At 70.4% G+C, this 15062-nt stretch carries 11 protein-coding genes; 6 read left to right on the forward strand and 5 right to left on the reverse strand.

Annotated elements, in window-relative coordinates:
- Positions 1-11 precede the first annotated feature (11 nt).
- Both gspE and ACQQ2N_RS08445 read left to right on the forward strand, forming a co-directional pair.
- On the forward strand, positions 12-1490 hold the full coding sequence (gene gspE / locus ACQQ2N_RS08440) for a type II secretion system ATPase GspE (protein WP_440225268.1): 1479 nt from the start codon (positions 12-14) through the stop codon (positions 1488-1490).
- 1017 nt (positions 1491-2507) lie between these two features.
- Positions 2508-3719 (forward strand): MFS transporter, encoded by a 1212-nt coding sequence (locus ACQQ2N_RS08445; RefSeq protein WP_440225269.1) that lies wholly within the window; start codon positions 2508-2510, stop codon positions 3717-3719.
- Positions 3720-3732: 13 nt separating this feature from the next.
- Here ACQQ2N_RS08445 and nagA read toward each other — a convergent pair whose 3' ends face one another.
- From nagA to ACQQ2N_RS08460, 3 genes are read right to left on the reverse strand one after another with little or no spacing between them, the layout of a single operon-like run.
- Positions 3733-4875: an N-acetylglucosamine-6-phosphate deacetylase gene (nagA, locus tag ACQQ2N_RS08450; protein ID WP_440225270.1), complete on the reverse strand. Its 1143-nt coding sequence runs from the start codon at positions 4873-4875 to the stop codon at positions 3733-3735.
- Position 4876: 1 nt separating this feature from the next.
- Positions 4877-5923 carry an SIS domain-containing protein gene (locus ACQQ2N_RS08455; protein WP_440225271.1) on the reverse strand — a complete coding sequence of 349 codons (1047 nt, stop codon included), beginning with the start codon at positions 5921-5923 and terminating at the stop codon, positions 4877-4879.
- A gap of 3 nt (positions 5924-5926) precedes the next feature.
- Positions 5927-6673 (reverse strand): GntR family transcriptional regulator, encoded by a 747-nt coding sequence (locus ACQQ2N_RS08460; RefSeq protein WP_440225272.1) that lies wholly within the window; start codon positions 6671-6673, stop codon positions 5927-5929.
- Positions 6674-7003: 330 nt separating this feature from the next.
- Between ACQQ2N_RS08460 and zwf the strand changes: the two genes are divergently transcribed.
- The 4 genes from zwf to eda are packed head-to-tail and all read left to right on the forward strand — an operon-like array spanning position 7004 to position 11798.
- Positions 7004-8479, forward strand: coding sequence for a glucose-6-phosphate dehydrogenase (gene zwf / locus ACQQ2N_RS08465; protein ID WP_440225273.1), 1476 nt, complete (start codon positions 7004-7006; stop codon positions 8477-8479).
- 56 nt (positions 8480-8535) lie between these two features.
- Positions 8536-9246 (forward strand): 6-phosphogluconolactonase, encoded by a 711-nt coding sequence (gene pgl / locus ACQQ2N_RS08470; RefSeq protein ID WP_440225274.1) that lies wholly within the window; start codon positions 8536-8538, stop codon positions 9244-9246.
- Positions 9247-9286: 40 nt separating this feature from the next.
- The gene (gene edd, locus ACQQ2N_RS08475; RefSeq protein WP_440225275.1) at positions 9287-11113 is read left to right on the forward strand and encodes a phosphogluconate dehydratase; all 1827 of its coding nucleotides are present in this window, start codon (positions 9287-9289) and stop codon (positions 11111-11113) included.
- Between the two features lie 40 nt (positions 11114-11153).
- A complete protein-coding gene (gene eda, locus ACQQ2N_RS08480; protein ID WP_440225276.1) occupies positions 11154-11798 on the forward strand; it encodes a bifunctional 4-hydroxy-2-oxoglutarate aldolase/2-dehydro-3-deoxy-phosphogluconate aldolase in 645 nt (214 codons plus the stop codon).
- Positions 11799-12278: 480 nt separating this feature from the next.
- Here the strand turns inward: eda and ACQQ2N_RS08485 are convergent, their stop codons facing one another.
- Both ACQQ2N_RS08485 and ACQQ2N_RS08490 read right to left on the reverse strand, forming a co-directional pair.
- The gene (locus ACQQ2N_RS08485) at positions 12279-13325 is read right to left on the reverse strand and encodes a LacI family DNA-binding transcriptional regulator (RefSeq protein ID WP_440225277.1); all 1047 of its coding nucleotides are present in this window, start codon (positions 13323-13325) and stop codon (positions 12279-12281) included.
- Between the two features lie 138 nt (positions 13326-13463).
- Positions 13464-14741 (reverse strand): sugar MFS transporter, encoded by a 1278-nt coding sequence (locus tag ACQQ2N_RS08490; protein WP_440225278.1) that lies wholly within the window; start codon positions 14739-14741, stop codon positions 13464-13466.
- Positions 14742-15062: the final 321 nt, after the last annotated feature.

Below are 15062 nucleotides of genomic sequence, written 5' to 3' on the forward strand. Positions count from 1 at the left end.
CACACGAGCGTATGAACGAGGCCACGCGTCCGTCCCGTCCCGGCTTCGGCTTCGCGCGCCGTCACGGCGCGACGCTGACCGGCTGGCGCGAGGACGGCGCCGACATCGCCTGCCGCGACGGCGTGCGTCCCGAGGTGCTCGCCGAGCTGCGCCGCCACCTCGGCGTGCGCCTGCACCTGACCGCGCACGAGCCGGCCGCGTTCGAGCGTCTGCTGCGCGACCTCTACGAGCAGGGCGACGACGCGCGCACGATGGTCTCGGATTTCGACGAACGCCTCGACCTCAAGACGCTCGCCGAGGAACTGCCCGAGCCCGAGGACCTGCTCGAGAGCGAGGACGACGCACCGATCATCCGCCTGCTCAACGCGCTGCTGACCGAGGCGGTCAAGGAAGGCGCTTCGGACATCCACGTCGAGCCGTTCGAGAACCGCCTCGTCGTGCGCTTCCGCATCGACGGCGTGCTGCGCGAGGTGCTCGCGCCGCAGAAGGGCATCGCCAACGCGGTGGTCAGCCGCATCAAGGTCATGGCCAAGCTCGACATCGCCGAGAAGCGCCTGCCGCAGGACGGCCGTATCGGCCTGCGCATCGCCGGCCGCCCGGTCGACGTGCGCGTGTCGACGATCCCGGCCGGCCACGGCGAGCGCGTGGTGCTGCGCTTGCTCGACAAGCAGGCCGGTCGCCTCGACCTCGCCCAGCTCGGCATGGATCCGGACGCACGCACGCGCCTCGAATCGCTGATCGAGCGTCCGCACGGCATCCTGCTCGTGACCGGCCCGACCGGCTCGGGCAAGACCACCACGCTGTACGGCGCGCTGCTCAAGCTCAACGACTCGTCGCGCAACATCATGACGGTCGAGGATCCGATCGAGTACTACATCGACGGCATCGGCCAGACCCAGGTCAACAGCCGCGTCGACATGACGTTCGCGCGCGGCCTGCGCGCGATCCTGCGCCAGGATCCGGACGTCGTGATGGTCGGCGAGATCCGCGACCTCGAGACCGCCGAGATCGCCGTGCAGGCCTCGCTGACCGGCCACCTCGTGCTGTCGACGCTGCACACGAACTCGGCCGTCGGCGCGGTCACGCGCCTGCGCGACATGGGCGTCGAACCGTTCCTGCTGTCGTCGAGCCTGATCGGCGTGCTCGCGCAGCGCCTCGTGCGCGCGCTCGATCCCGCCACGCGCGAGGCCTACCCGGCCACGCCGACCGAACTCGCCGCGTTCGGCAAGCCCGCCGACACGGTCGCGACGCTGTACCGCCCGCGCGCCGACCTCGGCCGCCACGGCGGCTACAAGGGCCGCCTCGGCATCTACGAGCTCGTGCCGGTCGACGACGCGATGCGTCGCCTCGTCCACGAGAACGCCTCGGAAGCCGAACTCGAGCGGCACGCCCGCGCACGCTCGCCCGGCATCCTCGAGGACGGCTGGCGCAAATGCCTCGCCGGCCTCACCTCGACCGAGGAAGTGCTGCGCGTCACGCGCGAGGAGTAACGCCGGTTCGTGGCGGCCGTCGTCGACGGCTGTCGATCGTGGTGGACCCTTTGCACGCCGTTCCGGCCTCGTGAGCACGCCGCAGGGGTCATGCGTGCCGGCGCCGTGACATCGGCTGCCGGGTTCGATGGAATCCGTTGCGTGGGTTCCGACCTGCGATGGCGGGACCACGCTCGCGACGATGGTGAAGAACTCCGCGTAGATGACGCCTTGCCTACGCCCTGGCAGGCCCAGGCCTGAGTTCGCAGGGTGTGCCGTGCGACCCACCCACATCTGCGCCGATCCGCACGACACGTCGCCCCGGCGCAGGCCGGGGCCCAGTGCCATTGTTCGCTCGGTTCGGCGGTCGATCCCCCGGATCGTGGGCGCCTGTCGTGGTGCGGACATCGTGCCGTGCGTGCTGTACGCGTGGATGCAACCCACTCGTCATCCCGTCGGCTCTCAACAGCCGAATGACTGGTCAAGCCGGAATCCCCTTGGGCGTCGCACGATGCTCGGCGGCGGTGAGGGAGAGCGGTTCGACACCGTTCGATCGTGCCGCAACACGAACCTCTGCAAACAACCTGGCGCTTGAGGGGCTCCCGGCGTTCGCCGGGATGACGGTGGACGGGTTCGGCGGATATCGCGTGAAGCAAACCTGCTTCTTCACGACATCGTGTCCGAACGCCGGCGACGCCCGACATGAAGGCACCGGGCCCCGGCCTGCGCCGGGGCGACAGCGTTCCTTCTGCAGGGATGATGTCGTCGGTGATGACGTCACGTCGCATCGTGCAACCGACGCAGGCAATTCCTCGATCCCGGGTCAGCTTCGCGTCCTCGCGCCACGATGGACACATGAGCCCGACACCGTGCTGTGGCCGGCACGTCCAGCAGGCTCCACGCCCGGCTCCGTTGCCGATCCGATCTGGAGTGCGACCGCACGCCGCGGCACGCGCGCCGCATCTCATGACGTTTCGTCCCTTGTATTTGCTGCTATGCAGCAATACGGTTCCGACTGCGCTTCCGGATCACGCCCGCATGTCCTCATCCTCGTCTTCGTCCCGCATGCCGATCGCGCTGTGGGCGCTCGCGGCCGCGGCCTTCACGATCGGCACGAGCGAGTTCGTGATCATGGGGCTGCTGCCCGAGGTCGCGGGTAACCTCGGTGTCGACATCCCGACCGCGGGCCTGCTCGTGACCGGCTACGCGCTCGGTGTCGTGGTCGGCGCGCCGGTGCTCGCCATCGTCACCGCGAACTGGCCGCGCAAGGCGACGCTGCTCGCGCTCGCGTCGCTGTTCGTGGTCGGCAACCTGCTGTGCGCGATCGCGCCGACGTATCCGCTGCTGATGGCCGCGCGCGTGGTCACCGCGCTCGCGCACGGCACGTTCTTCGGTCTCGGTGCGGTGGTCGCGGCCGGCCTTGTCGCGCCGAACCGGCGTGCCCAGGCGATCGCGCTCATGTTCACCGGGCTCACGCTCGCCAACGTGCTCGGCGTGCCGCTGGGCCGCCTGCTCGGCCAGCACTACGGCTGGCGCACGAGCTTCGCGGCGATCGTCGTCGTCGCGATCATCGCGATGGTCGCGCTCGCGCGCTGGCTGCCGCGCGATCTCGCGATGCAGAAGGGCGGCATCGTGCGCGAGTTCAAGGTGCTCGGCGACCTGCGCGTGCTGCTCGCGCTCGCGACGAGCACGCTCGCGTCCGCGAGCCTGTTCTGCGTGTTCACCTACATCACGCCACTGCTCACCGACGTCAGCGGCTTCACGGCCGACGCGGTCGCGCCGATCCTGCTGCTGCTCGGTGTCGGCCTCACCCTCGGCAGCACGCTCGGCGGGCGCCTCGGCGACACGCGCCTCGTGCCGTCGCTGCTCGCGGTGTTCGGCCTGCTCGCGCTCGTGCTGGTCGGCGTGCAACTCGTGAGTGCGACGAAGCTGCCGATGATCGTCATGCTGTTCGCGTGGGCGACGCTCGCGTTCGCGCTGGTGCCGCTGCTGCAGACGCTGATCGTGCGCCACGCCGAAGCGGCGCCGAACCTCGCCTCGACGCTCAACCAGGGCGCATTCAACCTCGGCAACGCGGCCGGTGCATGGATCGGCGCGCAGATGCTCGCGCGCGGCGCGCCGCTGGCCGACCTGCCGTGGGCGAGCGTGGCGATCGCGCTCGCGGCACTCGCGCTGGCCGCATGGAGCGCGCGTCTCGGCGAGCGCACGCACGACGACGTGCCGTGCACGCAGGGCGGCCCGATCGCGTGATGCGGCCGGTGCGTCAGGCCAGCATCGGCACGCCGCCGATCCAGGTCTGGCGCACGCGCAGGTCCCCGTCGAGCGCGACGAGGTCGGCGCGCAGGCCCGGCGCGATGCGTCCGTGCGTGGCCTCGACGCCGAGGAATTCGGCCGGATAGCGCGAGGCCATGCGCACGGCTTCGTCGAGCGGCACGCCGAGGTCGCGCACGCTGTTGCGCACGGCGGTGGCCATGTCCAGCGCGGAACCCGCGAGTGCGCCCGCCGCGTTGCGGCAGATGCCGTCGCTCGCGGTGATGCGTTCCCCGTAGAGCACGAACGTCGGATCGTCGGCGCCGACCGGTGGCATCGCGTCGGTGACGAGGAACACCTTGCCGCGCGGCTTGGCCGCGAGCGCGACGCGCAAGCTGGCCGCGTGCACGTGATGGCCGTCGACGATGACGCCGCACCAGCTGTCGCGATCCTCGAGCGCGGCGCCGACCGCGCCGGGTTCGCGGCCCTGCAGTGGCGACATCGCGTTGTAGAGGTGGGTGAAGCCGCGGATGCCCGCATCGAGGCCGGCACGGATCGCCGCGTAGTCGCCGGCCGTGTGGCCGGCCGCGACGATCGCACCGCGCGCGACGATCGCGCGCAACGCATCGACCGGCATGCGCTCGGGAGCGAGCGTGATCAGCGTGGGTCCGTTGTCGAGCGACGTCGCGAGGGCGATCTCGTCGGCATCGGGCACGCGGAAATGCGCGTCGTCGTGCGTGCCCTTGCGCGCGGGCGCGAGGTAGGGGCCTTCGAGATGCAGGCCGAGCACGCCGGGCACACCCGTGGCGATCGCCTCGCGCACCGCGGCGATCGCAGCACGCATCGTCGCGAGGTCGTCGCTGATCAGCGTCGGCAGCAGTGCGGTCGTGCCGAAACGCGCATGTGCGCGCGCGATCGCGCCGACGCTGGCGACGTCGGGCGTGTTGTTGAACAGCACGCCGCCGCCACCGTTGACCTGCGCGTCGATGAAGCCCGGCACGAGCCAAGCGCCGTCGAGATCGTGCCGCGTCGCGCCGCGCAGCCGCGCGTCGCCGGCGACGACGATGTCGACGATGCGGCCGCCCTCGACCAAGACCGCACGGTCGCGCACGAAGCCGTCGTCGCCGAGCACGATGCCACCGACGAACACGTCCATGTCAGACCGTCTCCGTGACCTTGTTGAGGTGCGGCGGCAGGTCCGGGTTGCGGCCGCGGCGCCGCGCGAGTGCTTCGACGGCGCGGTAGAAGCTCTGTACGGCGACCAGCGGCGCCATCGTCGCGTGCGGTGCGGCGGCGAGCGGCAGGTCGCCGTGCGCGGAGGCGACCCACACGGCGGCGCCGCGCGTGCGGAACTCCTCGGCGAGCGCGAGCGTGCCCGCTTCGGTCTCGTCGGGCTGCGCGAAGCACAGCACCGGGAAGCCCGGGCCGACGATCGCCATCGGGCCGTGCTTCACCTCGGCCGAGCTGTAGGCCTCGGCGTGCAGGCCGCAGGTCTCCTTGAACTTGAGCGCGGCCTCCTGCGCGGCGCCGAGGCCGAGGCCGCGACCGAGCACGAACAGGTTGGTCGCGCCGGCGAGGCCGTCGACGACGGGCGTCCAGTCCCGATTCCAGGCGTCGCGCAGTGTCGCGGGCAGGCGGGCGAGCGCGGCCTCGAGCGCGCTGTCGCCCTTCCAGAGCACGGCGAGCTGCAGCAGCGCCGAGAGCGAAGCGAGGTAGCTCTTGGTCGCCGCGACGCTGCGTTCGTGTCCGGCGCCGAGCGGCACGACGGTGTCGGCGATGACAGCGAGTGGCGAATCCTCGACGTTGACGAACGCGACGACGCGCGCACCGGCTGCGCGCGCTGCCTCGGCATTGGCGAGCAGGTCGGGGCTGCGGCCGGACTGCGAGATGACGATGTACAGCGCGTCGTCGAGGCGCTGGCGCGCCGCGTAGACCGAGCCGACCGACGGCGATGCCGAGGCCGTGACGAGGCCGAGCTGCGTCTCGAACAAGTATTTCGCGTAGGTGGCCGCGTGGTCCGAACTGCCGCGCGCGCAGGTCACGACGAAGCGCGGCGGATTCGCGCGCAGTTCGGCCGCGAGCGTGGCAAGCGGTGCGGCATTGCGCGCGAACTGGCGTTCGACGACGTCGGCGGCCTCGGCCGCCTCGCGCCACATCCAGGTCGGTTCGGTGGAAACGTCGTTCGCGGCGAGGGTCGTCGTCATGGCTCAGTCGCTGTGCAGTTCGGCGACGAAGTCGTAGGCGTCGCCTCGGTAGTAGGAGCGCGTGAACTCGACGACACGGCCGTCGTCGAGGAACGCGCGGCGTTCGATCAGCAGCCCGGGGCTGCCGGGTGCGAGGTCGAGCATCGCGGCCTGCTTCGCGTCGAAGGCGACAGCGCGCAGGCGCTGCAGGGCGCGCTTCGGACGGCGGTCGTGCGCGTCGAGCGCTTCGTAGAGCGAGTCGACCACCTCGTGCGGATCCGCGAGCAAGGCCTGCGGCACGGTCGTGCGCTCGATCGCGAGCGGTTCGTCGCCGCCGTAGCGGATGCGGTACAGGCGGATCACCGGGCTGCCCGGCGAGAGATCGAGCGCCATCGCCTCCTCGGGTGTGGCCTCGCTGACGCTGCGTTCGAGGAATACCGAGCGCGGATCGAGGCCGCGCGAGCGCAGGTCGTCGGTGAAGCTCGTCATGCGCGAGACCGACTTGACGATGCGCGCGGCGACGAACGTGCCCGCGCCATGACGCTGCGTGAGCAGGCCTTCGTCGATGAGGCCGGCGATCGCCTTGCGCACGGTCACGCGCGACAGCGACAGCAGGCCGGCGAGGTCGCGTTCGCTCGGCAAGGCCGTGCCCGCGTGCACGCCACCTGCCTCGACCACGTTGCGCACGGCGCGACGCAGACGGTCGTAGGCGAGCGAACGACCGGGCTGGTCGCCGAGGCGCGTGTACTCGTGGAGCAAGGCCTGTTGCATGCCAACAAGCATACCAATCCGATACCACGATGGGTAGGGGAGGCCCGGATGCCGCCCAGCGTCGCGCGTGTCAGGCTCGCGGCATCGGGTGCGCCGGGCCGATGCGGAACCGTGTCGCCTACCGGCGAATCTTGCGGCATGCTTGCAAGATGATGTTGCTAAGGGATTTATGGACGGTTCGGCGCTGATGGGTAGCGATCCGTCGGCGTGATCTGGATTCCCTGCCAAGCTGGTGGATCATTGCGCGGTCGCCGTGGTGGCGAGCCGGGCTGGACGCCATAGGTATTAAACTGGTATTGTTATCGAAAGTCGCCCTCGGAGCCTGCCCGCGTGACATCGCATACCGTCCCCGTCGATCCGTTCGATCTCGTCATCTTCGGCGGAACCGGCGACCTCGCCTTGCGCAAGCTGCTGCCGGCGCTGTTCCGCCGCTTCTGCGACGGCCAGATTCCCGCCGGCGCGCGCATCCTCGGCGTCGCACGCGACGAGCGCAGCGACGCCGCGTACCGCGAGCTGGTCAGCGACGCGCTTGCACGCGCCAGCGTCGACACGCTCAAGCCGCGCGTGGCGGAGTTCCTCGAGCTGATCGGCTACCGCACGCTCGACGCTTCGCGCGGCGAAGGCTGGGATGCGTTCGCCGCCGAACTCGCCGCGGCCGACGCGACGCGCGTGCGCGTGTTCTACCTCTCGACGAGCCCGTCGCTGTTCGTCGACATCTGCGAGCGCCTGCGCGCGGCCGGCCTCAACGACACGCGCTCGCGCGTCGTCATCGAGAAGCCGATCGGCCGCGACCTGCCGAGTGCGCGCGCGATCAACGACGCGGTCGGCCACGTGTTCGAGGAAGGCCAGATCTTCCGCATCGACCACTACCTCGGCAAGGAGACGGTGCAGAACCTGCTCGCGCTGCGCTTCGCCAACGCGCTGTTCGAGCCGCTGTGGAACAGCGCGCACATCGACCACGTGCAGATCACGGTGGCCGAGACGGTCGGCCTCGAGAAGCGTGCCTCGTACTACGACGGCGCCGGCGCGCTGCGCGACATGGTGCAGAACCACCTGCTGCAGCTGCTGTGCATGGTCGCGATGGAGCCGCCCGCGACGCTGCAGGCCGACGCCGTGCGTGACGAGAAACTCAAGGTGCTGCGCGCGCTCAAGCCGGTCGATGCCGCGAACGCGAACGCGTCGACCGTACGCGGCCAGTACCGCGCCGGTGCCGCGAACGGCCAGGCCGTCGCCGGCTACCTCGACGAGCTCGGCCGCAACGATTCGCGCACCGAAACCTTCGTCGCGCTCAAGGCCGAGGTCGGCAACTGGCGCTGGGGCGGCGTGCCGTTCTATCTGCGCACGGGCAAGCGGCTCGCCGAGCGCGTGTCGGAGATCGTCGTGAGTTTCCGCCAGGTGCCGCACTCCATCTTCAACGGCGCGGGCGGTCCGATCGCGCCGAACAAGCTCGTGCTGCGCCTGCAGCCCGACGAGGGCGTGAAGCTGTGGCTCATGATCAAGGAGCCCGGCCCGGGCGGCCTGCGCCTCAAGCGCGTCGCGCTCGACATGAGCTTCGCCGAGGAATTCGGCGTGCACCAGCCCGAAGCCTACGAGCGCCTGCTCATGGACGTCGTGCGCGGCAACGCGACGCTGTTCATGCGCCGCGACGAGGTCGAGGCCGCATGGACGTGGATCGATCCGATCCTCGCCGCGTGGGCGGCCGGAAACGAGGCGCCGAAGGCCTACACGGCCGGCTCGTGGGGGCCGAGTGCCGCAGTCGCGCTGATCGAGCGTGACGGTCGCACCTGGCACGAAGATGCGCACTGACGTGTTCACGCACGGGCCACGCGGCCGCGCCGACACTCGCGCGTCTGGATGCCGTCATGCATGAGCCTTCCGTTCCCGCCTCGGTGAGCTGGCGTCGCCACGACGAGGCCGACGCGCTCGCGTCGGCACTCGCCGCTGCGGTCGCCGCGGCGCTGCGCGCGGCGATCGACGCACGGGGTCGCGTGAGCCTCGCGCTGTCGGGTGGCACGACGCCGGTGCGCTTCTTCGAAGCGTTGTCGCGCGAAGTGTTGGCGTGGGAGCGCGTCGTCGTCACGCTCGTCGACGAGCGCTGGGTGCCGAGCGGACACGAACGCTCGAACGCTGCGCTCGTGCGTGCGCACCTGCTGCAACGCGAGGCCGTGGCTGCGCGCTTCGTGCCGCTGCATCGCGATGCAGCCGAACCCGAGGCCGCGCTCGCCGACGTGTCGCGCGATCTCGCCGATCTGCTGCCGCTCGATGTCGTCGTGCTCGGCATGGGTCTCGACGGTCACACCGCGTCGTACTTCCCCGATGGCGAAGGCCTCGAGGCCGCACTCGATGCCGGCACGCATGCGATCGTCGCCGCCGTGCGCGCGCCAGCCGCGGGCGAGCCGCGCATCACGCTGACGCTGACCGTGCTCGCCTCCGCGCGCGAGGTGCACCTGCACATCGAAGGCGAGGCCAAGCGCGCCGTGTTCGAGCGCGATGGCGATGCCGGCGCGGTGTTGCCGATCCATCGCGTGCTGGGCCACCTGCGCGTGCCGCTCGAGACGTGGTGGTGCCCGTGATCCTTCCTTTCGGCCAGCCCTGCAGCATGAGGAGCCCGCCATGCCGTTGAATCCGACCGTCGATGCAGTGACCAGACGCATCGTCGAACGCAGCCGCGCGGCGCGCGAGCGCTACCTCGACCGCATCGCGCGTGCGCGCGGCGACGGCACGCGGCGCGCGCGCCTGGCGTGCGGCAACCTCGCGCACGGCTTCGCTGCGTGCGGGCCAGCCGACAAGGCCGCGTTGCGCGAAGGCCGCGCCGCCGACATCGGCATCGTCACCGCGTACAACGACATGCTCTCGGCGCACCAGCCGTTCGAGACCTATCCCGAGCTGATCCGTCGCGCCGCGCGCGAGGCCGGCGCGACCGCGCAGGTCGCCGGCGGCGTGCCCGCGATGTGCGACGGCGTCACTCAGGGCCGCGCAGGCATGGAGCTGTCGCTGTTCTCGCGTGACGTCATCGCGCTGTCGACCGGCGTCGCGCTCTCGCACGACATGTTCGACGCCGCGCTTTACCTCGGTGTCTGCGACAAGATCGTGCCGGGCCTGCTCATCGGCGCGCTCGCGTTCGGCCATCTGCCCGGCATCTTCGTGCCGGCCGGACCGATGCCGAGCGGCCTGCCGAACAAGCAGAAGGCCGAGGTGCGCCAGCGCTACGCCGAGGGCAAGGCGACGCGCGCCGAGTTGCTCGATGCCGAGGCGGCGTCGTACCACGCGCCGGGCACGTGCACGTTCTACGGCACGGCGAACTCGAACCAGATGCTCATGGAGCTCATGGGCCTGCATCTGCCGGGCGCGAGCTTCGTCAACCCGGGCACGCCGCTGCGCGATGCGCTGACCGTCGAGGCCGTGCAGCGCGTCGCGCGCCTCACCGCGCTCGGCGACGACTACCTGCCGCTCGGCCGCATCGTCGACGAGAAGGCCGTCGTCAACGGCGTCATCGGCCTGCACGTCACCGGTGGCTCGACGAATCACCTGCTGCACCTCGTCGCGATGGCGCGCGCGGCCGGCATCGACCTGCGCTGGGACGATTTCGACGCGCTCGCCTCGGCGGTGCCGTTGCTTGCGCGCGTGTATCCGAACGGCGCCGCCGACGTGAACCATTTCCACGCTGCGGGCGGACTCGGCTTCGTGATCGCGCAGCTGCTCGATGCGGGCCTGCTGCACGCGGACGTGCACACGGTGTTCGGCGCGGGCCTCGACGCGTATCGCATCGAGCCGGTGCTCGGTGCCGACGGCAGCGTCGAGCGCGTGCCGGTCACCGCGACGAGCCGCGACACCCACGTGCTGCGCCCGGTCGCCGATCCGTTCCGCGCCGACGGTGGCCTGCGCGTGCTGCACGGCAACCTCGGCCAGGCCGTGATCAAGGTGTCGTCGGTGCCGGGTGATCGCGTCGTCATCGAAGCGCCCGCGCGCATCTTCGCCGACCAGGACGAGGTCAAGGGCGCGTTCGATGCAGGCGAGCTCGATCGCGACGTCGTCGTGGTCGTACGTTTCCAGGGCCCGCAGGCCAACGGCATGCCCGAGCTGCACAAGCTCACGCCTACGCTCGGCGTGCTGCAGGACCGCGGCCACCGTGTCGCGCTCGTCACCGACGGCCGCATGTCGGGTGCGTCGGGCAAGGTACCCGCGGCGATCCACGTCACGCCCGAAGCGGTCGGCGGCGGCGCGATCGCGCGCCTGCGCGACGGCGACATCGTGCGCCTCGACGCGATCGCGGGCACACTCGAGGCGCTCGTCGACGCGGGCGAGTGGGCCGCACGCGAGCCCGCGACCACCGATCTCTCGCGTTACCACCACGGCACCGGCCGCGAGCTGTTCGCGGCATTCCGCGCCGCCGTCGGAACGGCCGACGAAGGCGCCGGCATCTTCGGGCCTGTCAACTGATCGCACACGTCGCGCCGCACGCGACGACGAGGAATCGAGCATGAGCGCCATCGCATCCCGCCAGCAGGCCATCGCCGCGACACTCGCGCTCGCGCCGGTCGTGCCGGTCGTCGTCGTCGACTCCGCACGCGATGCGGTGCCGCTCGCGCGCGCACTCGTCGCGGGCGGCATCCCCGCGATCGAGGTGACGTTGCGCACGCCGGCTGCGCTCGAGGCGATCCGCGCGATCGCGGCCGAGGTCGAGGGCGCCGTCGTCGGCGTCGGCACCGTGCTCGATGCGACGCAGCTCGCTGCCGCCGAGCGCGCGGGTGCGCGTTTCGCGGTGTCGCCCGGCGCGACGCGCACGCTGCTCGACGCGGCCGACGATCATGCGATCCCGTACCTGCCCGGCGCGGCGACCGCGAGCGAGGCGATGGCCTTGCTCGAGCGCGGCTACACGCACATGAAGTTCTTTCCCGCCGAGAACGTCGGCGGCGCGCCGGCGCTGCGCTCGCTCGGCGGTCCGCTGCCGACACTACGGTTCTGTGCGACCGGCGGCATCGCGCTCGCGAACGCGCGCGACTACCTCGCGCTCCCCAACGTCGCCGCGGTCGGCGGCTCGTGGCTCACGCCGAAGGCCGCGGTCGCCGCGGCCGACTGGTCCGCGATCGAGGCGCTCGCGCGCGAGGCTGTGGCGCTGCGTTGATCGGTGGAATCCGCTGCGCGGGTTCCACCCTACGAAAGAGAATCTTCAGTAGGGCGGAACCGCCGCAGGCGATTCCGCCGTGACCCGAGTCGTCGGCGCGCGCTCGCGCCGGCAAGCCTTGCGTGTCACGCAGCATGGCGATGGAATCCAGGCCTGGAGTCGGGTCGATCGCATCAGTGGCAGATCACGACGTGGCTGCCTGAGGACGAACCCTGCGGTGGATTCCGCTGCGCGGGTTCCACCCTACGAAAGAGAATCTTCAGTAGGGCGGAACCGCCGCAGGCGATTCCGCCGTGACCCGAGTCGTCGGCGCACGCTCGCGCCGGCAAGCCTTGCGTGTCACGCAGCATGGCGATGGAATCCAGGCTTGGAGTCGGGTCAATCGCATCAGTGGCAGATCACGACGTGGCTGTCCGGCGACGAACCCTGCGGTGGAATCCGCTGTGCGGGTTCCGCCCTGCGCCATGGGCATCGACGCGCTCAACCCGCCGCGGGCTTCGGCGGCGCGGTCGAGCCGCGCACGACGAGCTCGGGGCTGAAGCCGCGGTTGCCGATCGCGGCTTCGGTGTCGCCGCGCGCTTCGCGGCGCAGTTCGCCGATCAGCAGTTCGGCCGCGTGGCGGGCCATGTCCTCGGTGGCCTGCTTGGCCGTTGTCAGCGCAGGCCACGACTGCTTCGAGAACGGGCTGTCCTCGAAGCCGGCGATCGAGAGGTCGTACGGTACGTGCATGCCGCGCGACTTCGCGGCGGCGAGCACGCCGGCGGCGATCTCGTCGTTGGAGCCGAAGATCGCGGTCGGTGGCTGCTCGAGCGCGAGCAGGCGGCGCGCGCCGCGGAAGCCGTCGTCGAAGGCGTAGTCGCCGTCGACGATCAGCGCGGGATCGCGCGTGATGCCGTAGTCGCGCAGCGCGTCTTCGTAACCCTGGTAGCGCTCCGAACTCGAGCGGTGCGAACGGCCGCCCCAAAGAAAACCGATGCGCTGGTGGCCGAGCTGGATCAGGTGTTCGGTGATCGCGTAGGCCGCGTCGCGGTCGTCGAGGAACACGCAGGGATAACCGTCCTGCGGATCCTTCGCGGCCGAGATGATGCGCACGAAGCGCACGCCGTGGTCGGTGAGTTCCTGCAGCAGCTCGGGGCGCTCGGACATCGGCGGCGCGAGCACGAGGCCGGCCAGGCGCGAATGCCGCACGAGCTCGACGAGTTCCTGTGCGAGGGTCGGCGAGGTGGAGTCGCAGGGATGGATCTGCAGGCCGAAGCCGAGCGCGCGACACGCGCCGAGCACGCCTTGCTGGATGCCGATCACGTAGTACGCATTCGGGTTGTCGTAGGCGACGCCGATCGCGAACGACTGCGCGCTGCGCAGGCTGCGCGCCGAGGCGTCGGGCTGGTAGCCGAGCGCAGCGATCGCCTGCAGCACGCGCTCGCGCGTCTGCTCCTGCACCGAGGGTTCGTCGTTGATGACGCGCGAGACGGTCTTGAGGGAAACCTCGGCCCGCTCGGCGACATCCTTGATCGTGGTCCTGCGCACCGCGTCCTCGTGTCGTCACTGGCGCCCGTGGAGGGCGCAGCCCGTTAGCCTACTGGTGCGCCGCCGCATTGGGAATGCGCGGCGCGCCGTTCGTACGAGTATGGAGCGTGCGGCTTTGCGGCCGTGTGAAGGATCCGCTCAGGGCTGGCCGATGCGGTGACCGCGCAGCGCGTAGAACAGGATGTAGGCGTAGCACGGCAGAACGAGGAGCAGGAACACGAGCTGGAAGTCCATGTGCTGCTTGAGGATCGCGAACGCCTGCGGGATCAGTGCGCCGCCCGCGATGCCCATGATCAGCAGCGCCGAGCCCTGCTCGGTGAAACGGCCGAGGCCGCGGATCGCGAGCGGGAAGATCGCCGGCCACATCATCGCGTTGGCGAAGCCGAGCGCGGCGACGAAGCCGACCGAGACGTAGCCGTGGGTCACGTACGCGGCCGCGGCGAACAGCATGCCGAGGATCGCCGAGACCGTGAGGTAGGCCTCCTGCGAGATCAGGCGCGGGATCGCGACGAGGCCGACGAGGTAGCCGACGAGCATCGCGCCGAGCGTGAACGCGGTGAAGAACTTGGTCTCGTCGAGCGGCAGGCCGAAGCCGTTGCCGTAGGTGCCGATCGCGTCGCCCGCGAGCACCTCGACGCCGACGTAGACGAAGATGCACAGCGCGCCGAGCAGCAGGTGCGGATACGCGAACACGCTGGCGCGATCGTGGCCGTGCGACGCGCCTGCATTCGCACGGCTGGCCTCGATCTCGGGCAGCGGCGAGAACACCACACCGACCGCGAGCAGCGCGAGCACGCCGGCCATGGCGAGGTAGGGCAGGTGGATCTTCGCCGCGAACGCGTCGAGCAGCGTCTCGCGCGTGGCGGGATCGGCGGCCTGCACCTGCGCGGCGAGATCGCCGATGCCGTGCAGCACGAGCGCGCCGATCACGATCGGCGCGAGGATGCCCGCGATCTTGTTGCAGATGCCCATGACCGCGATGCGCTGCGCAGCGCTGTCGATCGGCCCGAGGATGCTGATGTAGGGATTCGCTGCGGTCTGCAGCACCGCGAGTCCCGCACCGATCACGAACAGGCCGCCGAGCGCGCCCGGGTACCAGCGCTGCGTCGAGAACTCGCCGAACGCGGCCGCACCGATCGCCATGACGAGCAGGCCGAGCGCGATGCCCTTCTTCATGCCGGTCGCGCGCAGGATCCAAGACGACGGGATCGCGAGGAAGAAGTACGACAGGTAGAACGCGAACGGCACGAGGAAGGCGTTGATCTCGTCGAGGTCGAACGCGAGCTGCACGAACGTGATGAGCGGCCCGTTGAGCCACGTCACGAAGCCGAAGATGAAGAACAAGGCGCCGATGATCGCGATCGATGCCAGATAACCGTCGTGGCGTTGCGCCACGGCCGTTTCGTTGCTGCCCATGCCTGCCTCCCCAGCGAGTCGGACGACGCGTGTCCGCACGGCTTTCCGGGATGTCCTGTAGGACAAGGAAGGCCCGCACGGCGCGTTCCGATGCATCCTTGCACAGGTTTCGGGTGTCCGCTACTGACCTGTCGGATGGCGCATCGGACACTCGTGCGGCGCAACAACTCGATGCGATCGCGAAAAGAGGCACAAGTACATGATTCAATTCATGCGATCGCAGGTCGTTCCGAGACGCTCGACATCAGATTCAGCCACGATATCGCACCGCCGCATCGAAAGTTCCGACGCCTTCCGGAATATCGTTGACAACGTTGTCAT

The sequence above is a fragment of the Dokdonella aquatica genome, assembly GCF_051987395.1.
Lineage (GTDB): Bacteria > Pseudomonadota > Gammaproteobacteria > Xanthomonadales > Rhodanobacteraceae > Dokdonella.